The sequence below is a fragment of the Yimella lutea genome (genome assembly GCF_006715095.1).
GTDB classification, from domain to species: Bacteria; Actinomycetota; Actinomycetes; order Actinomycetales; family Dermatophilaceae; genus Yimella; species Yimella lutea.
Window position 1 is genome coordinate 196,788 of sequence record NZ_VFMO01000001.1, and the last position, 19,026, is coordinate 215,813.

Sequence of the window (19,026 nt, forward strand, 5' to 3'; positions counted from 1 at the left end):
GGTGTGTGTGGATCGGGTCAGAAGACCGGCTTGCCGCCGGTCACGCCGAGCACCGTGCCGGAGACGTACGACGCCTCGTCCGAGGCCAGGAAGACGTACGCCGCTGCGACCTCGATCGGCTGGCCCGGGCGTCCGAGCGGGGTATCGCTGCCGAAGCCCTCGACCTTGTCCTTCGCCATCGTCGCCGGGATCAACGGCGTCCAGATCGGGCCCGGCGCAACGGCATTCACCCGCGTGCCCTTCGGACCGAGCTCCTGAGCGAGGTTGACGACGAGGTTGTTCAGCGCCGCCTTGGTCGCGGCGTAGTCGAGCAGGTGGTCGGTCGGCGCATAGGCCTGGACGGACGTGGTCACGATGATCGTGCCGCCGTCCTCCAGCTGCGGGGCGAGAGCCTTGATCAACCAGAACGGTCCGAAGACGTTGGTCTCGAAGGTGCGCTCGATCTGGTCGTCCGGGAAGTCCAGCAGTTCGTCGTGGGTCATCTGATAGGCAGCGTTGCAGATGAGGATGTCGACACCGCCCATGTGCTCGACCGCCACGTCGGCCAGTTCTTGGTTGGCTTCTGCGGTACGCAGGTCCGTCGAGTGCAGGGTGGCCGAACGCCCCTGCGCTGCAACGAGTTCAGCGGTCTTCATCGCGTCGTCCTCCTCCTGCGGCAGGTGGGCGATGACCAGGTCGGCGCCCTCCTTCGCGAAGGCCACGGCGATGGCACGGCCGATGCCCGAGTCGCCGCCGGTCACCACCGTGCGCTTGCCCTCCAGGCGTCCGCGGCCGGTCCACGAGTCGGCTCCGTGATCGGCCTGCGGGTTCAGGTCCGCGTCGCTGCCCGGCCACTCCTGCTGCTGACCGGGCACCTTCTTCGGACGGTCGTTCGTCATCGCGGTCTCCTTGGCGTCCGATGGCGGTTTGTACCGACGTTATACGCCGGCACCGCACGACGGCACACCCGCAGGGACCGCGTCGACTCACGGATGTGCCGCTCGGGTGTCATCACGTTCGGGGTGTCGAAGTCTCGAATGTCATGACACTCGCGTCAGCGATAATCGCCGGATGAAGCGACTGCCAGGGATCCGTCCCACCCGACGGATCATCGCGATCGCAGCCGCCATCGCTCTGCTGGCGGTTGCCGCGATCGTCGGCGTGTACCTGCGTGACGACGACCCTGCCGACGCAGTGCGGCGCACCGACACCGTGCTCGACACCGGTGGGGCGCGCATCGACACCTCGTGGTTCACCCCGAAGGACGTCGGTGGCGGTCGCCCCACGGTGCTGCTCGGGCACGGGTTCGGCGGCAACAAGACCGATCTGCTGCCGCAGGCGCAGCGACTGGTCGGCGAGGGTTACAACGTGCTCACCTGGTCGGCCCGAGGGTTCGGACGATCGACCGGACGCATCTCCCTCAACGCCCCCGGCGCCGAGGTCGCGGACGTCTCCACGTTGCTGGACTGGGTGGCGAAGCAGCCGAACGTGCTGTTGGACAAGGCAGGCGACCCCCGCGCGGGTATGGCAGGCGGGTCCTACGGCGGCGGCATCGCACTCATGACCGCGGCCCTGGACCACCGAGTCGACGCGATCGCGGCGTCCATCACCTACTGGGACCTGGCCGACGCACTCGTACCGAACGGGGTCTTCAAGAAGACCTGGGCGGGCGTCTTCTTCAACAACGGCGGCGGGTGCGCGAAGTTCGACCCCGCACTGTGCGCCGCCTACACCCGCATCGCCGAAACCGGGCGGGCGACCGCGCCCGACCTGAAACTGCTGCGCGACCGCAGCCCCGTTGCGGTCGGCGACCGGATCAAGGCACCGACGCTGCTGTTGCAGGGACAGAGCGACTCGCTGTTCCCGCTCGATCAGGCCGACCGCGCGGCACGACGAATCGCCGGGAACCGAACACCTGTCGCCGTCGACTGGATCGCCGGCGGACACGACGGCGGCGATGCTGAGACCGACCGGGTCGAGCAACGGACGCTCGCGTGGTTCGACCAGCACCTCAAGCGCGAATCCGGGAACGACACGGCCGCGTTCCGGGTCAGTCGTCGCGCCGGCACCAACACGCAGAACGGCAGTGCGCTGCTGCGTGGTGCGAGCCGGGCTCAGTACCCGGGCCTGCTCGGCACGAGTTCGAACACGATCGCGCTGACCGGGCGTCCACAGAGCTTCGCGAACCCGCCGGGCGGCCAGCCGGCCGATGTCAGCAGCCTGCCGGGCACCGGCGCATTGGGGGACGCCGGCGAGGTCTTCGACCTATCGCTGAACTTCCCCGGCCAGTCCGCAGCCTTCAGCAGCGCGCCCCTCACCGAGGCCGTCACGGTCACCGGGACTCCCCGCGTGCGGCTGAAGGTGGGTTCGTCGACACCCGAAGCCGTGCTGTTCGTGAAGCTCTACGACGTCGGTCCCGGACGTTCGCAACCGGTGTTGCCGGCCCGCCTGGCCACCCCGATCCGGGTCGAGACGGGCGGGTCGGAGCGGGAGGTCGAGGTGACGCTTCCCGCGATCGACCGCCGCTTCGAGACCGGGCATCGCATACGGCTGGTGGTCTCATCCACCGACATGGGATACGCGACACCGGCGAAGGCCGCGACGTATCGGGTGTCGATTGCGGGCGCCCTCACCGTCCCGGTCGTCGGTTCGTTCGAGACCACCGCCGAACCGCTGCCCACCTGGGTCTGGCTGCTCCCGTTGCTGGCGCTGCTCGCAGCCGGTGCGATCCTGTTCGGCCGGCGCCGCAGAACCACCGCCGAACAGGTCGAGGAGGAACTCGCCGACGTCCCGCTGCAGATCACCGGTCTGACCAAGGCGTACGGCGGCAACAACCAACTGTCGGTCGACGACCTGTCGTTCACCGTGGAGCGCGGGCAGGTGCTCGGGCTGCTCGGCCCGAACGGCGCCGGCAAGACCTCGACACTGCGCATGCTGATGGGTCTGACCATGCCGGACGCCGGCGAAATCCGGGTGTTCGGTCGTCCGATCCAGCCCGGCGCGCCGGTGCTCACCCGGCTCGGCGCGTTCGTCGAAGGCCCCGGCTTCCTGCCGCACCTGTCCGGACGTGCCAACCTCGACCTCTACTGGCAGGCCACCGGGCGGCCGGCGCAGGAGGCTCACCTGGACGAGGCGCTAGAGGTCGCCGCACTCAGCGACGAGGCCCTCGCGCGTCCCGTCCGCACCTATTCCCAGGGCATGCGACAACGGCTCGCGATCGCGCAGGCGATGCTCGGGCTGCCGGACGTGCTCGTGCTCGACGAACCGACCAACGGGCTCGACCCCGGGCAGATCCGGCAGATGCGCCAGGTGATGTCGGCGTACGCCGCCGGTGGCCGCACGGTGATCGTGTCGAGCCACCTGCTCGCCGAGGTCGAGCAGTTCTGTACCCATCTGGTCGTGATGGACCGTGGCCGGCTCGTGCGCGCCGGCACCGTGGCCGAGATCGTCGGCGACGGCCGACTCGAGGAGACCTTCCTGCGCATCGTCGCCGAAGGAGGCGCCCGGCAATGACCACCACGACACCACCCGCCCTCACCCCACTGGAGGGCCGGCACCCGTTCCCGATCACTGTCGAGTTCGCGCGGCAACTGCGGCGGCGCCGGACGCTGGTCGTCGCCGGCCTGCTCGCGGCACTGCCGGTGATCGTGATGATCGCTTTCCAGGTCGGCGGGGGTGGTGACGAGGAAGGCGGCGGTGGCCAAATGCGCATCCTGGACGTCGCCACCTTGTCCGGCCCGAACTTCACCGTGGCAATGTTGTTCCTGGCGTCCGGTTTCTTCCTGGTGATCCCGGTCGCGCTGTTCTTCGGCGACTCGATCGCCAGCGAGGCGAACTGGTCGACCTTGCGTTACCTGCTCGCCGCACCGGTACCCCGCACACGGCTACTGGTCGTGAAAGCCGTTGTCGCACTTGCATTCTCACTCGGCGCGATCGCACTCCTCGCCGTCGTGAGCTTCGTCATCGGCACCCTCGCGTACGGCACCGGACCGCTCGACCTGCCCACCGGCGCGCCGATCTCGTTCGGCGACGCAGCCGGCCGCAGCGCGCTGACCGTGCTCTACGTGATGCTCAGTCAGCTGACCACGGCCGGCCTCGCCCTGTGGCTGTCCACGCGGACCGACGCCCCCCTCGGTGCCGTCGGTGGCGCGATGGGACTGCAGATCGTGTGCAGCATCCTCGATCAGGTCAGCGCGCTCGGCGGGCTGCGCGAATTCCTGCCGGCGCACTGGGATTACGCGTGGTTCGACCTGATGCAACCCACGATCGACTGGAGCGACCTCGCCAAGGGTGTCGCGCTGTCGTTCAGCTACGGGATCGTGCTGTTCGCGCTCGCCGTCCGTGGCTTCGCCCGCAAGGACGTCGTGTCCTGATCGCTGAGTCGGTGGCCATCGCCGGACTTGGTGATGTACTGGCGCGAGGCCCTCGAGGGGAGCGGCCGAAAATAGGGAGAGATGTTCGACAAACTGTTCAACCGCGCGAAGTCGGAGCCGACGCACACGGCGTCGCGCACAAACGCGATCCGGCCCCGCCGCATCGTCGTCGTCGGGGCCGGTATCGCCGGGCTGGCGCTTGCGGCAGCTCTGGACCCGGCGAGCTTCGAAGTGAGCGTCCTGGAGGCCGAGCCCCAGCGGGAGACCTTGGGCGCTGCCCTCGGACTGTGGCCGGCCGCCCGTCGCGCACTGGCCGGTATCGGCGCTGCGATGGGTAGCGCCGACCGACCCCACAACGGGGCGCTGTTCACCGTGGGTGGGCGCCGGCTGGTCAGGTTGCCCGAGCCTGACATCCACCTCGTCCCGCGCCCGGCCCTCCTCGCCGCCCTGCGCCGAGCCGTACCGGCCGGCGTCCGGATCGAGCAGCAACTGGTCGAGGATCCCGCGCAGTTCGACGCCGACCTCGTGATCGGTGCGGACGGCGTCCGCAGTCGGGTGCGTGGCCTGGTGCACCCCGCCGCCTCGGAGCGAGTGGAGTCGCCGTTCGTCACCATGCGCGGGCTGACGGACGACTTCAACCCCGATCGTTTCGGCGAATACTGGGGCCGCAGAAGGCTGTTCGGTGTCGCGTCGGTCACCGACGAGCAGGCGTACTGGTTCACGGCGCACCGCAGCACGATCGGTCCGGAGCCGTTGTCGAGCCACGAGGTTCTCGCTGAGGCCCGGGAGATCTTCGCGGGCGACGCGCCGGTCATCCGGCACACCCTCGACCGCTGCGGGAGCGACACGATCGCAACCCGGCTCTGGACCACCCCGCCGATGCCGCGCTACGTCCGGGATCGGTACGTCGTGATCGGCGACGCCGCACATGCGTCCCTGCCCAACTTGGGCCGAGGAGCCTGCGACGCGATCCTGGACGCCGTGACATTGGCGCACACGCTCAACCGCGGCGGGTCGCTTCGCGCCTGGCAGACGAGACGGCTGCCAGTGACACAAGCGGCGCGCCTGACGGCCGCGTCCCTGATGCGGGTGGCGACCGCCCTGTGACGAGTCCGGCGACGCCGAGCCCGGCAACGTACGCGCCGGCCGATTAACCTCTCGGGAGGAGTTCGCGGATGCGGACGAACGGGAACATCGCGGCTGCCGGCTGCGGTTGAACCCGAACGAGATTGCTCACAGCAGGACGAGGTAACCAAGTCATGAACGCAACCCGGCTCGGCAAGGCTGCCATCAGCGGCCCGGGCAAGGCGGCCCTCAGCACCGGTATCGCCGGAAGCGCGCTCACTGCGTTGTCCAGTGCGCCCGGGCAGATGGCGCACCTGTTCCGCCGTCGCTTCCCGACGGTGGCTGTCACCGGCATGACCGGCGTGGGCAAGACGCGCCTGGCCGACCGCCTCGCCAAGCACGCGAGCAGCGACGCCGTCGACGCAGGGTCCGCAGTGATGGAGCGTCGCACCAAGCATTCCTCCCGGCTGCACGGCTTCCGATTCCGCGTCGTCCCCGGCGACAACGCGGCGACCCGGCTGGGCGCATTGGACGAGGTGTTCCATGACGATCCGGTGGACGGCGTCCTGCATGTGGTGGCCTACGGCCACGCGACGCCCCGACGCACCGGCGGCACCAGTGGCGCGGCCGAACAGCGCACGCGCGAGGAGCAGCTGGCTGCGGAACTGGAGGACTGGTCGATCACCGCCCACCGCATCGCCGCCATGTGCGTGCGTCGCGACCGCCCGGTCTGGTTGGTCATCGTCGTCACCAAGGCCGACCTGTTCGCGAACGACATCGACGCGGCCGTGCGTTACTACTCCCCCGGCAGTGGCTCGCCGTTCGCCGCCAAACTCGACGAGCTGCGTGCGCTCGCCGGTGGCGCCCGACTGTCGATCGATGTGCTGCCGGTCAGTGCCGAGAACGACTCCAAGAGTACGAAGGAACTGAGCAAGCTGCTGACCACCCTGGAGAACCGGATGGCGCAGCTGAGCGGTCACGTCTGAGGTTCCGGCGGCATTACGCCACCCGGGTTGCTAGTTTGTGCGGGTGCCAGCTGCCCCGATCACCCTAGCCCTCGTCAACGACTACGAGGTCGTCGTGGCGGGCCTTGCGCAATTGCTGCGCCCGTTCGAAGACCGCGTCCTGGTCGTCGACACGGAGGTGAGCGGCATCCCGGCCAATCCGGTGGACATCGTCATCTACGACACGTTCGCCGCACCCAACGGCAGCAACTCCCGCATCCACGGACTGCTCGCCTCGGCGAACGTGGGCAAGGTCGTGGGCTATTCCTTCAACGACAATCCGCAGGCGGCACGCGACAGCATCGCCAGTGGTGCAAAGGGCTACATCTCCAAGGCGGTCCCGGTCGAGCAACTGGTCGACGCCCTCGAACGCATCCATCGCGGCGAGACCGTCATCGTGCTGGGTGCCCCGGATGCACCGTCCATCATGGAGGAATGGCCCGGCCAGGGCGGCGGGCTGACCGCGCGTGAGGCCGAGATCATCGGGCTGATCACCCAGGGGTACTCCAACCAGGAGATCTCCCAGAAGTGCTACCTGTCGATCAACACCGTGAAGACGTACGTCCGCTCCGCCTATCGCAAGGCGGGCGTCGCCACCCGGGCGCAAGCGGTCGCATGGGCGATGCGCAACGGTTTCAACTCCGAACGCACGGCATCCTGAGGCCTCCCCCTCTCGGGTGATTCCTTCGTCCGGCACGAACCGCTCGTTCGGCTGGTCACATCGCACAACCTGCGCCCCATAGCGTCGAAGGCAGCACCCGGACCACCGTCGCCACGGCCCTCAACCCTCGGCGCGGTGTCGACGACATCAGGAGCAGGACATGTCCGACAAGAAGACCAACCAGTCCGACCAGCAGCTCGACGAGCGCGGCCAGGGCGGCGAGATTCACCAGCCGGTCGAGAACGGCCAAGTGTTGACCACCGCGCAGGGCGCCCCGATCTCCGACGACCAGAACTCACTGCGCGCGGGCGACCGTGGCCCGACGTTGATGGAGGACTTCGTCCTTCGCGACAAGATCTTCCACTTCGACCACGAGCGCATCCCCGAGCGCGTGGTCCACGCCCGCGGTTACGGCGCTCGCGGCACCTTCGAGTGCACCGACGCGCTGACCGACGTGACCAAGGCGGACCTGTTCGGCGAGCAGGGACGCAAGACCGAGGCTTTCGTCCGCTTCTCGACCGTCGCCGGCAACAAGGGGTCCTTCGACCTCGCGCGCGACGTCCGTGGCTTCGCGGTGAAGCTGTACACGCGAGAAGGCAACTGGGACATCGTCGGCAACAACATCCCGGTGTTCTTCATCCAGGACGCAATCAAGTTCCCCGACCTGGTGCACTCGGTGAAAGAAGCGCCCGACCGCGCGTTCCCCCAGGCCCAGTCGGCCCACGACAACTTCTGGGACTTCGTCTCGTTCACGCCTGAGTCGATCCACATGACCCTGTGGCAGATGAGCGACCGCGCCATCCCGCGCTCGTTGCGCTTCATGGAGGGCTTCGGCGTCCACACCTTCCGGTTCATCAACGCCGAGGGCAAGTCCAGCTTCGTGAAGTTCCACTGGAAGCCGGCGCAAGGTCTGCAGTCGGTCGTCTGGAACGAGGCCGTGAAGATCAACGGCGCCGACCCCGACTTCCACCGCCGCGACCTCTGGGACGCGATCACCACCGGCGACGCACCCGCCTGGGACCTCGCGGTGCAGATCTTCGACGAGGACTTCGCGGAGAAGTTCGAGTTCGACGTGCTCGACCCCACGAAGATCATTCCCGAGGAGCAGGTGCCGCTTCGGGTCGTCGGACGCCTGACCCTCGACTCCGTCGTCGACAACGACTTCGCGCAGACCGAGCAGGTGGCTTTCCACACCCAGAACCTCGTGCCGGGAATCGACGTCAGTGACGACCCGCTGCTGCAGGGCCGCAACTTCTCCTACCTCGACACCCAGCTCAGTCGCCTGGGAAGCACCAACTTCACCCACCTGCCGGTGAACGCACCGCGGTGCCCGGTGATGAACTTCCAGCGCGACGGTCACATGCAGACCACCGTCCCGACCGGCCGGGCCAACTACGAGCCGAACAGCTGGACCGGTGACGAGCGCGGCCCGCGCGCGGACACCGAGGGCGGCTTCCGTTCCTACCAGGAGCAGGTCAGCGGGCCCAAGGTGCGCCACCGCTCGGAGACCTTCGCCGACCACTACAGCCAGGCGCGGGTGTTCTGGATCAGCCAGACGCCCACCGAGCAGGACCACATCGTCGCGGCGTACACCTTCGAGCTCGGCAAGTGCGAGCGCGAAGCGGTGCGTTCGCGGGTGGTTGCGCATCTGCGCAACGTGGACGAGGAGCTCGCCTCGCGGGTCGCCGAAGGCCTCGGGCTCGACCTGCCGGACGCCGCGGAGGCTGCGATCAAGCCACGTACCGATCTGCCCGGCTCGGACTCACTGAGCATCCTCAAGAACGGCCCGAAGTCGTTCGCCGGGCGCAAGCTCGGCATCCTCACCAGCGAGGGCGCGGACGCGTCCGTGATCAACGCGGTGAAGGACGCGGTCACCGCGGTCGGCGGCAAGGTCGAGTTCATCACCCCGACCATCGGTGGAGTGACCTTCAGCGACGGCACCAAGCAGTCGGGCGACCAACACGTGCAGGGCGGCCCGTCGGTGCTCTACGACGCCGTCGCGGTCATCCCGGGCAAGGAGTCGGTGGCCGATCTGGCGAAAAAGGCGAGCGCCAAGGACTTCGTGACGGACGCGTTCGCGCACCAGAAGTTCATCGGCTACACCGCCGACGCAAAGCCGTTGTTCGAGGCGGCCGGCCTCGCCGACCAGCTCGACAAGGGCTGCATCGAGTTGGACGCCTCGTCCGGCAAGAAGTTCGTCGACGCGTTGAAGCCGATGCGTGTCTGGGATCGCGACGTCGAAGCCTGATCCGCACCGAACGCAGAACGCCCGGCCACTTCGTGTGGCCGGGCGTTCGTGTCTGTATTCGGCTGCTTCAAACCACCACAACGGTGGTCGAGTAGGTACGAGGCGCTAGCCGAGGACCGCGATCGAGACCCGGTGAGATTCGCTGGGACTCGGCGATACTCAGTCGTTGTCGCCGCCGGTGGTTTGCGGGCCGCCCTTCGACTTCCCGGTGTCGCCGGAGTCGGACCAGACCCAGTCCTGCACCTCGTCGATGTCCTCGCCGTGCTCGTAGGCGTGCATGCGCGCCTCGAGGCGGGCGTCCTGCATCTCCTGACGAAGACCGGCGTACCGCGAACTCAGGCCGGGCACGCGGTCGAGGACGTCGATCACCAGGTGGTAGCGGTCCAGGTCGTTGCGCATCACCATGTCGAAGGGCGTCGTGGTGGTGCCCTCCTCCTTGAACCCGCGGACGTGCAGGTTGTCGTGACCGTTGCGGCGGTAGGTCAGCCGGTGGATCAACCACGGGTAGCCGTGGTAGGCGAACACGATCGGGGTGTCCGCGGTGAAGATCGTGTCGAACTCGCGGTCGGACAGTCCGTGCGGGTGCTCGCGCGCGTCCTGCAAGCGCATCAGGTCGACGACGTTGACCACGCGCACCCGCAGATCCGGGATCCGCTCGCGCAGGATCTTCGCTGCGGCCAGCACCTCGATCGTCGGGATGTCACCGGCACAACCCAGGACAACGTCCGGGTTCTCACCCGGCTGTTCGGTACCGGCCCACTCCCAGATGCCGAGGCCGCGCGTGCAGTGCTTGATCGCCTCGTCCATCGACAGCCACACCGGACCGGGTTGCTTGCCGGCGACGACGACGTTGACGTACTGCGTCGTGCGCAACACGTGGTCGAACGTCGACAGCAGGGTGTTGGCGTCCGGCGGCAGGTAGACCCGGACGATCTCGGCCTTCTTGTTGACGACGTGATCGATGAAGCCAGGATCCTGGTGACTGAAGCCGTTGTGGTCCTGGCGCCACACATGCGAACTGAGCAGATAGTTCAGCGACGAGATCGGGCTGCGCCACGGAATCTCGTTGGTGACCTTCAACCACTTCGCGTGCTGGTTGAACATCGAGTCGACGATGTGGATGAACGCCTCGTAGGAGGACATCAGCCCGTGCCGACCGGTGAGCAGGTACCCCTCGAGCCAGCCCTGGCACTGGTGCTCCGACAGCATCTCCACGACCTTGCCGACCCGCGCCATCGGGTCGCCCTCGTCGTTCGGTTCGTAGTCGCCGAGCCACTGCTTGTCGGTCGACTCGTACACGCCCTGCAACCGGTTGGACGCGGTCTCGTCCGGACCGAAGATCCGGAAGTTGTCGGGGTTGTCCCGCATGACGTCGCCCAGCCAGGTGCCGAGCACCTTGGTGGCCTCCGCGATCTCGCCCCCCGGCTCGGAAACCTTCACCGCATGATCACGGAAATCGCTGAGCTTCAGGTCGATTCGCCGCAGACCACCGTTGGCATAGGAGGACGCACCCATCCGGAGTTCGCCCTCGGGCGCCAGAGACGCGATGTCGTCCAGCAGCCGTCCCTCGTCGTCGAAGAGCTCGTCCGGACGGTAGCTCGACAGCCAGTCGGACAGATCCTGCAGATGCTCGTCGGTGTCACGCGCACTCGACAACGGCACCTGGTGACTGCGCCAGTGACCCTCGGTGACCTTGCCGTCGATTTTCTTCGGACCGGTCCAGCCCTTCGGTGTGCGGAAGACGATCATCGGCCACATCGGACGCTCGGCGTTCTGCGCGCCCTGCTTCTCGGCCTTCGCCTTGATGCCGGCGATCGCGTCCATCACCTCGTCGAGCAGCTCGGCGAACCGGCGGTGCACGGACTCCGGAGCCTCGTCGTCGAACCCGGCCGTGAACACGTACGGCGTATGTCCGTAGCCGCGCATCAATGCGTCCAGTTCGTCCTGCCCGATGCGGGCGAGCACGGTCGGGTTCGCGATCTTGTAGCCGTTGAGGTGCAGCACCGGAAGTACCACGCCATCGGTCGCCGGGTTGGCGAACTTGTTGCCGTGCCAGGACGTGGCCAGCGGTCCGGTCTCCGCCTCGCCGTCACCGATCACGGTGAAGACGAGCAGGTCCTTGTTGTCGAACGCGGCACCGTAGGCGTGACTCAAGGCGTAACCGAGCTCGCCTCCTTCGTGGATCGAACCCGGTGTCTCAGGAGCCACGTGTGAAGGGATTCCACCAGGAAAGCTGAACTGCTTGAACAGTTTTCGCAAACCGTCGGCGTCCTGGGAGATCTGCGGGTAGCGCTCGGAGTAGCTGCCCTCGAGGTAGGTGTTGGCGACCAGACCCGGTCCACCGTGACCCGGACCGGTGATGAACAGCGCCGGTTGCGAACGCTCGTCGATCACCCGGTTGAGGTGTGCGTACAGGAAGTTGAGACCGGGAGTCGTCCCCCAGTGGCCGAGCAGCCGCGGCTTGACGTGGTCCTTCGACAGCGGCGTGCGCATCAGCGGGTTGTCGAGCAGGTAGATCTGCCCGACCGAGAGGTAATTGGCCGCCCGCCACCACGCATCGATGCGCTGCAGGTCGGCCTTGTCGAGCTTCTTGACCCCGGTGTCCTTGCGAGTGGTCCAGACGTGGTCGGTCATGGCTGCCTTTCACGGGCTGTCTTTCGTACAGAGTCTGTTCTCAACGCTAACCACAGACGCCCATCCGAACAGGCCCGCGACCGAGCGATTTCTCGCTCGACTTTCCGAGGGACGACGAACGCCGCACCCGATCGACGGCTGCGGCGTTCGTGAGTCTCGCTGACGTCAGCCGCGCAGCTTGCCGGCCAGCTCGACGACCTGGCCCAGGATACTCTTCAGCTCTTCGGCGCGACGCTCCTGCGGACGGAACCCGTCCTCACCGAACTCGGTGAACAGCGACAGTGACACCTGCGCGCGGACGACATGCGCGTGCAGGTTGGCCATGATCACCCGCCACTGCTCCACCGCACGCACGCCACCGTCCGCGCCGTAGGCGACGCAGCCGACGGCCTTGCCGGCCCACTCCGGACCGATCGAGTCGACCGCGTTCTTGAAGCCGCCCGGCACGCCGTGGTTGTACTCCGGCGTGACGAAGATGAAGCCGATGAAAGATCAATCACATGTGCCGCCCGACCCCCGCCCGGCGAGGCGAAGTCATCATATGCGACCGTGTCGCGTATGGAGATCGATCGGGTGCGCGCATCGAACGCGCCCGCACGCACCGCGCTCGGGGTCGACCGCTCACACCGCCGGTACCGCGCCTGGCTGATCGGACTCTGTTGCGGTCTGCTTGCCACCAGCCTTGCCGCGATCGCCCTCGGTGCCGTCACCACACCGGTCAGTAGCATCGTCCGGATCATCGGTCACCACACAACCGGCACCCCGGCAACGGCCACGTGGAGCCCGGCGCTCGACGCAATTGTGTGGGAGGTCCGGTTGCCACGCATCGTGCTCGGCGCCGTTGTCGGAGCCGGCCTGGCGATCACCGGCGCGGTGCTCCAGGCGATGGTCCGCAACGTACTGGCCGATCCCTACCTGATCGGCATCAACTCCGGTGCGTCGACCGGCGCCGCCGCTTCGATCCTGTTCGGTATCGGCGCCGGCATGGGCGAGTACGCGTTGCAGGGCAGCGCCTTCGCCGGCGCGCTCGCCGCAGCGTTCCTGGTCTTCTTCATCGCCCGCGGCACATCGCGGGTCACCTCGGTGCGGCTGATCCTGGCCGGGGTCGCGGTGGGTTACGCACTGTCCGCGCTGACCAGCTTCCTGGTGTTCGCGTCCGGGTCGGCCGAAGGCGCTCGGTCGGTGCTGTTCTGGCTGCTCGGTTCACTCGGCCTGGCCCGATGGGACGTTGCACTTGCAGTCGTCACCGCGGTGGTCATCGGTACCACCGCATTGCTGATCGTGTGGTCGCGCCGCCTCGACGCACTGGCCATCGGCGACGAGACCGCGCTCACCCTCGGCATATCCCCCAGCACGTTGCGCTCCAGGCTCCTGGTCGTCGTGTCGCTGAACGTCGGCGCCGTCGTGGCGGTGTCCGGGAGCATCGGTTTCGTCGGGTTGGTCGTGCCTCACCTGGCCCGTCGCGCGGTGGGATCGAACCACCGCCACATGCTTCCTGTGGCAGCTCTGATGGGGGCGATCCTCCTGGTGCTCGCCGACCTCGTCGCCCGAACTCTGTTGCGCCCGCAAGAGATTCCGATCGGCATCATCACCGCTCTCGTCGGGGCACCGTTCCTGCTCGTGCTGCTGCGGCGGATGACCGCAGCCCACTGATTCCCGACCACAAGACCCCGACAGAAGCCAGAGGAAATGCATTCCCCACCCAGCCGCCGTCCGCTGATGCCCGCCGTCGTCTGCACTGCCGCGCTCACCATGACCGCCGCGTGCGGCTCACCGGAGCCCACCAAGCAGGAGAGCCGCGCCGGCTATCCCGTCACGGTGTCGAACTGCGGCACCGATCAGAGGTTCGACGCGCCGCCCGAGCGTGGCCTGCTGCTGAAGTCGGCGTCCGTGCCTTACCTGGACGCCATCGGTGCCCTCGACCGCATCACCGCCAAGGCCGGTGTCTACCCGAAGGCCTATTACAACGCCGACACGAACGCTGCACTCGAGCGCATCCCGTCGCTGACGGACAAGATCGACTCCTCCGGCCACCTGCAGATCTCCAAGGAGACCGTGCTCGCGCGGTCACCCGACCTCGTCCTGGGCCACACCGACACCGTGAACCCGAAGACACTCGCCTCGACGAAGGTGCCGGTGTTGGAGGTCCCGGCCCTGTGCGAAGGTGCGAACAAGCCACCGACCTTCGACGATGTGTACGCCGAACTCCAGACGTACGGCAAGGTCTTCGGCAAGCAGCAGCAGGCCACTCGCGCGGTCACCTCGATGCGCGGGGAACTCAGCAAGATCACGTCGAACGTGCCCGACCGTAAGGGGGCCACCGCAGCCGTGCTGTACCCGACACCCGGCGGCGGCACCACGTACGCCTACGGCAACCGCTCGATGGCCGATCCGCAGCTTGCCGCCGCCGGTTTCAAGAACGTGTTCGCGGGTGTCGCCGAACGCGTCTTCGAGATCTCCCCGGAACAGTTGCTCGCCAAGAACCCCGACGTGATCGTGCTGCTGCACAACGAGGGCAACCCGCAGGAGATCGAACGGGCAGTGACCTCGCTGCCCGGTGCCGGACGGTTGGCAGCGGTGCGGAACAAGCGCATCCACGTCCAGCTGTTCAACTTCACCGAGCCGCCGTCGCCGCTTGCGATCACCGGACTGAAGAAGATCGTGAACGCCTTCCCCACCGTGCGATGAGTACGCGATGAGTACGCGATGAGTACGCGATGAGTACGCGATGAGTACTGCGGTGGGCGCACTGCACGCGCGCGGGGTGCGCTTGGGTTACGGACGAACCGACGTCCTGCACGGGGTGGACATGGTCGCCCGCGAGGGGCGGGTGACCGGTCTCGTCGGCCCGAACGGCAGCGGCAAGACCACGCTGTTGCGGTTGCTCTTCGGCGCGCTGCGGCCGGCGGAGGGTGAGGTGCTGATCGGCGATCGGCCGCTCGCGCAGTTCGACCGAACCGAACTCGCGAGGTCGATGGCCGTTGTCGTGCAGGAGGATTCGGGCGACACGGCACTGAGCGTCGCCGAGGTGGTGCTGCTGGGACGGCTGCCGCATCATTCCGCGCTGGGCCGGTACAGCGACAGCGACCACGCGATCGCGCTGGACGCCCTGCGCCGCGTCGGCGCAGCACACCTGGTCGACCGCGACCTCAGCGAGTTGTCGGGCGGCGAACGGCAACGGGTGATGGTCGCGCGGGCGCTCACCCAACAGCCGCGCTACCTCCTGATGGACGAACCGACCAACCATCTCGACATCCACTTCCAACACGAGATCCTGCAGCTGACCGAGCTCAGCCAGACGGCCGTCGTCGTGCTGCACGACCTCAACCTGGCCGCTCGGTACTGCGACGATCTGGTGGTGTTGCAGTCCGGGCACGTGGTCGCGTCCGGAACACCCGAGGAGGTCCTGACCACCGAGTTGATCAAGGACGTCTACGGAGTGCGCGCCACGATCGTGGTCGACGACGGCATCCCGCAGTTCCTGTTCGCTCCTCGGTTCAGCCCTGCGGCGAACCACGGATGAAATAGGTCACCCCGAGCAAATATAGGTTTCCGCAACGTGCTGGGCAGCAGTACTGTTGCGCGGGCTCTGCGCGCCTCGCAGCCGCCCCTGCCACCCTCGAACGATGAGGAACTCATGTCTTCGGTTGCTCCGGAATATCCGGACAAGATCGACGGTGCCGTCCTGAAGATCGCAGGTGTCGTCGTCCTCGGCGCCATCATGTCGATCCTCGACATCACCGTCGTGAACGTCGCTCTCCCTGATCTGCAGACCACCTTCACCGGCGCCGACAACCCGCTGCCGTACGCCACGGTCGCGTGGACGGTCACCGCCTACACGCTCGCCCTGGCCACCGTCATCCCGTTGACCGGTTGGGCCGCCGACCGCTTCGGCACCAAGCGTCTCTACCTGCTCGCGGTGGCGCTGTTCACCGCCGGCTCCGTGCTGTGCGCGATGGCGAACAGCATCAACATGCTGATCCTGTTCCGCGTGCTTCAGGGCCTGGGCGGCGGTCTGCTCATGCCGCTCGGCATGACGATCATGACCAAGGCCGCCGGCCCGAAGCGCATGGGCCGCCTGATGGCGATCCTCGGTGTGCCGATGCTGCTCGGTCCGATCCTCGGCCCGATCCTGGGCGGTTGGCTGATCGAGCACTACAGCTGGCACTGGATCTTCCTGATCAACCTGCCGCTCGGCATCGCCGCACTGGTGTACGCGTGGTGGGCGCTGCCGTCCGACTCCCCCGAGCCCACCGAGTCCTTCGACTTCGTCGGCATGCTGATGATGAGCCCGGGTCTCGCGCTCTTCCTGTACGGCATCTCCTCGATCCCGGAGGAAGGCACGTTCTTCTCGGCCAAGGTCATCGGCTTCGGCACCGTGGGTCTGCTGCTGCTCATCGCGTTCGTGATCTACAGCTTCAAGCCCGAGCACCCGCTGCTTGACCTGCGCCTGTTCGCCAACCGTCAGTTGACCGTCGCGACCATCACGATGTTCATCTTCGCGGCCGCGTTCTTCGGTGGCCTGCTGCTGGTGCCGACCTACTTCCAGCAGGTGCGCGGTGAGTCGCCGTTCGACGCCGGTCTGCTGGTCGCCCCGCAGGGCATCGGCGCCATGCTGACCATGCCGATCGCCGGTGCGCTCGCCGACAAGATCCCGGTCGGACGCATCGTGCCGTTCGGTCTGCTGGCGATCATCGGCGGCATGTTCGCCATGACCCAGGTCGACGGCGACACCTCGTACTGGGGCTACATCATCCCGGTGCTGTTCGTCATGGGTCTGGGCATGGGTGCGACGATGATGCCGATCATGACCTCGGCGATCAAGACGCTGACCCACCACCAGGTGGCCCGTGGTTCGACGCTGCTGAACATCACTCAGCAGATCGCCTCGTCCGTCGGTGTCGCGATCATGTCGGTCGTCCTCACCAACGGTCTGAAGAACGACAAGCTCGTCTCGCAGGCCCAGGGCTTCCAAGAAGCGACCAAGGGCACCAAAGACCCAGCCCTCATCCAGGCGACCCTGCCTAAGTTCCCGGCCGTCGCCGAGATCGTCGCGTCCGCCGGTTCCAACCCGGCCGCCGCTCAGGCCAAGCTCATGTCCGCAGTGTCGGACGCGATGGGCAAGGTCTTCGGCAGCACCTTCCTGGTGGCTGCGATCCTGGTGTCGCTCACGCTGATCCCGGCGCTGATGATGCCGCGCAAGCACGAGGAGTCGCACTTCGCGGACGACGCCGACGGCACCGCGCCGCCGGTCTTGATCCACTGATCGCTGCAATCATTCAACGAAGCGGGTCCGGGTCTTTCCCGGGCCCGCTTCGCTTTTCCGGCCCCGCTGAGCAGAATGGGGCCATGACCACACCCGGACCGCGCACCGACGCCGAGGTGCCCGGGTACCTGTCTCGCCTGGGTATCCCCGGCCTCGCCGACATCCACGTCCACTTCATGCCGGACGCGGTGCTGAACAAGGTGTGGGACTACTTCGATCACGCCGACACGAACTACGGGACGCCCTGGCCGATCACCTACCGGCTGCCCGAGGACGAGCGCATCGAGCAGCTGAGGACGCTCGGCGTTCGGTACATCCCCAGCCTGAACTACGCGCACAAGCCCGGTATGGCCACATGGCTGAACGAGTGGAACCGCGAGTTCGCCGGACGGGTGGACGGCGCGGTGCACAGCGCGACCTTCTACCCCGAGCCAGGAGCGGCCGCGTGCGTTCGGCAGGCGATGGACGCCGGCGCAAGGCTGTGGAAGGTGCACGTTTCGGTGAGTGCTTTCACGCCCGAGGACCCGCTGCTCGACGATGTGTGGCCGCTGATCGACGAGGCGGGAACGCCGGTCGTGATCCATGCGGGGTCGGGTCCGTTGGCGGGTGAGTTCACCGGTCCGGAGCCGGTACGCCGGTTGCTCGAACGCCACCCGCGGTTGCCGTTGGTGATCGCCCATCTGGGGATGCCCGAGTACAACGCATTCGCCGACCTGTCGCAGCAGTACGAACGGGTCCATCTGGACACGACGATGGTGGCGACCGATTTCACTGAACGCCTAGCTCCGCTGCCGGACGGCTACGTCGACCGGCTTGGTTCGCTGAGCGACAAGGTGGTGCTCGGCACCGACTTCCCGAACATCCCCTACGCCTACGCCCACCAGATCGAGGCCCTGGCCCGCCTCGACCTTGGTGATGAGTGGATGCGGAAAGCGCTGTGGCACAACGGTCATCGTCTGATGGGTGCCTGAACAAAGACTCAGGCCGATCGCCGTCATGCCCTCGCCCCGGGTCGCGTCGTGGGCGATGCCCGACTGGAGCGCGGACGGCTTGGATGTCACCGAGTACCTGATCCCATCGTCCGAGGTGCGGCTGCCGTTGCACCACTGAGGGGACGGCGAGGTCGTCCCGTTCGCGCACCTGGTGCCCAACTCCGTCCGGTTGCCGGCCGCGAGCGTTCACGAGTACACCCCTGGTGGGCACAATTCGTCGGTCTCGCAGGCGAACTCAGCCCCGCTTTGTCTCGCTGATCCTTTCGTCAACCGGTTGACGTGCTGCTCGGCGCACTCGTCGCGGGCCGCGCCCCTGCGCCGAGATCTTCGATCGTGACGTTCGTTGCGGCGTCCATGGTCGGGGTGGCCAGTTCGATACGTCCGCCGCGACGCCACCGGAAGTTCTCCTTCGCGTCGCCCATTCCGTCGCCGTCCTCGTAGATCGACCCGGTGCTCTTCAGATGGACGGAGCGCTCGCGCACCTCCACCGTGAAGGTCACCACCTCTCCCATCGCCATCACCCTGAAGATGTCACCCGAACGGTACGCGTCGGTCGTGACCTTCACCGGCGCTTTGTAGCCCGGCGGCGGCGAGGTCCACCCGCTCCAGTCGCTCACTGAGACCTTCAGCGTGACCTCATCGTCCGACGGGGCTTCCCCACCCAGCCGGTCCAGTCCGTCGTCCTGGCACCCGGCGAGTGCGATCGGCAGCAGAAGTACGGCGCTCGAGGCGCGCATCAGAGCCCTGCGAGAAGTGGTCATACCGTGTGGACGCCGACGTCCGGGGTCCTGTTCCCGTGCCGCG

At 67.2% G+C, this 19,026-nt stretch carries 16 protein-coding genes; 12 read left to right on the forward strand and 4 right to left on the reverse strand.

What is annotated here, in order from left to right; translation table 11 throughout:
• Nucleotides 1-17: 17 nt before the first annotated feature.
• Nucleotides 18-878 carry an SDR family oxidoreductase gene (locus tag FB459_RS00970; protein ID WP_129625385.1) on the reverse strand — a complete coding sequence of 287 codons (861 nt, stop codon included), beginning with the start codon at nucleotides 876-878 and terminating at the stop codon, nucleotides 18-20.
• Nucleotides 879-1,050: 172 nt separating this feature from the next.
• On the opposite strand from FB459_RS00970, the gene FB459_RS00975 reads away from it, so the two are divergent.
• The 6 genes from FB459_RS00975 (at nucleotide 1,051) to FB459_RS01000 (ending at nucleotide 9,330) form a co-directional block, all read left to right on the forward strand.
• Nucleotides 1,051-3,492: an alpha/beta fold hydrolase gene (locus tag FB459_RS00975; protein ID WP_141927137.1), complete on the forward strand. Its 2,442-nt coding sequence runs from the start codon at nucleotides 1,051-1,053 to the stop codon at nucleotides 3,490-3,492.
• Nucleotides 3,489-4,352 (forward strand): ABC transporter permease, encoded by an 864-nt coding sequence (locus FB459_RS00980; protein ID WP_129625383.1) that lies wholly within the window; start codon nucleotides 3,489-3,491, stop codon nucleotides 4,350-4,352. Before FB459_RS00975 ends, FB459_RS00980 begins: the two co-directional genes overlap by 4 nt.
• Nucleotides 4,353-4,433: 81 nt before the next feature.
• A complete protein-coding gene (locus FB459_RS00985) occupies nucleotides 4,434-5,459 on the forward strand; it encodes an FAD-dependent monooxygenase (protein ID WP_141927139.1) in 1,026 nt (341 codons plus the stop codon).
• Between the two features lie 152 nt (nucleotides 5,460-5,611).
• Nucleotides 5,612-6,403, forward strand: a complete 792-nt coding sequence (locus tag FB459_RS00990) for a GTPase domain-containing protein (RefSeq protein ID WP_141927141.1) — start codon at nucleotides 5,612-5,614, stop codon at nucleotides 6,401-6,403.
• Nucleotides 6,404-6,446: 43 nt separating this feature from the next.
• A complete protein-coding gene (locus tag FB459_RS00995; RefSeq protein WP_141927143.1) occupies nucleotides 6,447-7,082 on the forward strand; it encodes a response regulator transcription factor in 636 nt (211 codons plus the stop codon).
• 160 nt (nucleotides 7,083-7,242) lie between these two features.
• Nucleotides 7,243-9,330 (forward strand): catalase, encoded by a 2,088-nt coding sequence (locus FB459_RS01000; RefSeq protein ID WP_141927145.1) that lies wholly within the window; start codon nucleotides 7,243-7,245, stop codon nucleotides 9,328-9,330.
• Between the two features lie 159 nt (nucleotides 9,331-9,489).
• On the opposite strand, the gene FB459_RS01005 is transcribed toward FB459_RS01000, so the two are convergent.
• Both FB459_RS01005 and FB459_RS01010 read right to left on the reverse strand, forming a co-directional pair.
• Nucleotides 9,490-11,964: a phosphoketolase family protein gene (locus tag FB459_RS01005; RefSeq protein WP_141927146.1), complete on the reverse strand. Its 2,475-nt coding sequence runs from the start codon at nucleotides 11,962-11,964 to the stop codon at nucleotides 9,490-9,492.
• A 165-nt stretch (nucleotides 11,965-12,129) separates the two neighbouring features.
• Complete coding sequence (locus tag FB459_RS01010; RefSeq protein ID WP_141927147.1) at nucleotides 12,130-12,450, reverse strand: NADPH-dependent FMN reductase; 321 nt, start codon at nucleotides 12,448-12,450, stop codon at nucleotides 12,130-12,132.
• A 72-nt stretch (nucleotides 12,451-12,522) separates the two neighbouring features.
• Between FB459_RS01010 and FB459_RS01015 the strand changes: the two genes are divergently transcribed.
• From FB459_RS01015 to FB459_RS17020, 6 genes are all read left to right on the forward strand, one after another.
• Nucleotides 12,523-13,617 (forward strand): FecCD family ABC transporter permease, encoded by a 1,095-nt coding sequence (locus tag FB459_RS01015; protein ID WP_129625377.1) that lies wholly within the window; start codon nucleotides 12,523-12,525, stop codon nucleotides 13,615-13,617.
• 36 nt (nucleotides 13,618-13,653) lie between these two features.
• A complete protein-coding gene (locus FB459_RS01020) occupies nucleotides 13,654-14,652 on the forward strand; it encodes an ABC transporter substrate-binding protein (protein WP_211345107.1) in 999 nt (332 codons plus the stop codon).
• A gap of 40 nt (nucleotides 14,653-14,692) precedes the next feature.
• Nucleotides 14,693-15,487, forward strand: coding sequence for an ABC transporter ATP-binding protein (locus FB459_RS01025; RefSeq protein WP_129625376.1), 795 nt, complete (start codon nucleotides 14,693-14,695; stop codon nucleotides 15,485-15,487).
• A gap of 114 nt (nucleotides 15,488-15,601) precedes the next feature.
• Nucleotides 15,602-17,230 carry a DHA2 family efflux MFS transporter permease subunit gene (locus tag FB459_RS01030; protein ID WP_141927148.1) on the forward strand — a complete coding sequence of 543 codons (1,629 nt, stop codon included), beginning with the start codon at nucleotides 15,602-15,604 and terminating at the stop codon, nucleotides 17,228-17,230.
• 83 nt (nucleotides 17,231-17,313) lie between these two features.
• Nucleotides 17,314-18,201 (forward strand): amidohydrolase family protein, encoded by an 888-nt coding sequence (locus tag FB459_RS01035; RefSeq protein WP_141927150.1) that lies wholly within the window; start codon nucleotides 17,314-17,316, stop codon nucleotides 18,199-18,201.
• Nucleotides 18,194-18,340: a hypothetical protein gene (locus FB459_RS17020; protein ID WP_170221632.1), complete on the forward strand. Its 147-nt coding sequence runs from the start codon at nucleotides 18,194-18,196 to the stop codon at nucleotides 18,338-18,340. Before FB459_RS01035 ends, FB459_RS17020 begins: the two co-directional genes overlap by 8 nt.
• A 148-nt stretch (nucleotides 18,341-18,488) precedes the next feature.
• On the opposite strand, the gene FB459_RS01040 is transcribed toward FB459_RS17020, so the two are convergent.
• On the reverse strand, nucleotides 18,489-18,959 hold the full coding sequence (locus tag FB459_RS01040) for a hypothetical protein (RefSeq protein ID WP_141927151.1): 471 nt from the start codon (nucleotides 18,957-18,959) through the stop codon (nucleotides 18,489-18,491).
• Nucleotides 18,960-19,026 lie beyond the last annotated feature (67 nt).

Excerpts from the sequence above, each read along its gene's own strand:
- FB459_RS00980 (WP_129625383.1), top strand. The coding sequence starts at position 3,489 with ATGACCACCACGACACCACCCGCCCTCACCCCACTGGAGGGCCGGCAC.
- FB459_RS01005 (WP_141927146.1), bottom strand. The coding sequence starts at position 11,964 with ATGACCGACCACGTCTGGACCACTCGCAAGGACACCGGGGTCAAGAAG.
- FB459_RS01040 (WP_141927151.1), bottom strand. The coding sequence starts at position 18,959 with ATGCGCGCCTCGAGCGCCGTACTTCTGCTGCCGATCGCACTCGCCGGG.
- FB459_RS00985 (WP_141927139.1), top strand. The coding sequence starts at position 4,434 with ATGTTCGACAAACTGTTCAACCGCGCGAAGTCGGAGCCGACGCACACG.
- FB459_RS01030 (WP_141927148.1), top strand. The coding sequence starts at position 15,602 with ATGTCTTCGGTTGCTCCGGAATATCCGGACAAGATCGACGGTGCCGTC.
- FB459_RS01020 (WP_211345107.1), top strand. The coding sequence starts at position 13,654 with ATGCATTCCCCACCCAGCCGCCGTCCGCTGATGCCCGCCGTCGTCTGC.
- FB459_RS00975 (WP_141927137.1), top strand. The coding sequence starts at position 1,051 with ATGAAGCGACTGCCAGGGATCCGTCCCACCCGACGGATCATCGCGATC.
- FB459_RS01035 (WP_141927150.1), top strand. The coding sequence starts at position 17,314 with ATGACCACACCCGGACCGCGCACCGACGCCGAGGTGCCCGGGTACCTG.
- FB459_RS00990 (WP_141927141.1), top strand. The coding sequence starts at position 5,612 with ATGAACGCAACCCGGCTCGGCAAGGCTGCCATCAGCGGCCCGGGCAAG.
- FB459_RS01025 (WP_129625376.1), top strand. The coding sequence starts at position 14,693 with ATGAGTACTGCGGTGGGCGCACTGCACGCGCGCGGGGTGCGCTTGGGT.
- FB459_RS00970 (WP_129625385.1), bottom strand. The coding sequence starts at position 878 with ATGACGAACGACCGTCCGAAGAAGGTGCCCGGTCAGCAGCAGGAGTGG.
- FB459_RS01015 (WP_129625377.1), top strand. The coding sequence starts at position 12,523 with ATGGAGATCGATCGGGTGCGCGCATCGAACGCGCCCGCACGCACCGCG.
- FB459_RS01000 (WP_141927145.1), top strand. The coding sequence starts at position 7,243 with ATGTCCGACAAGAAGACCAACCAGTCCGACCAGCAGCTCGACGAGCGC.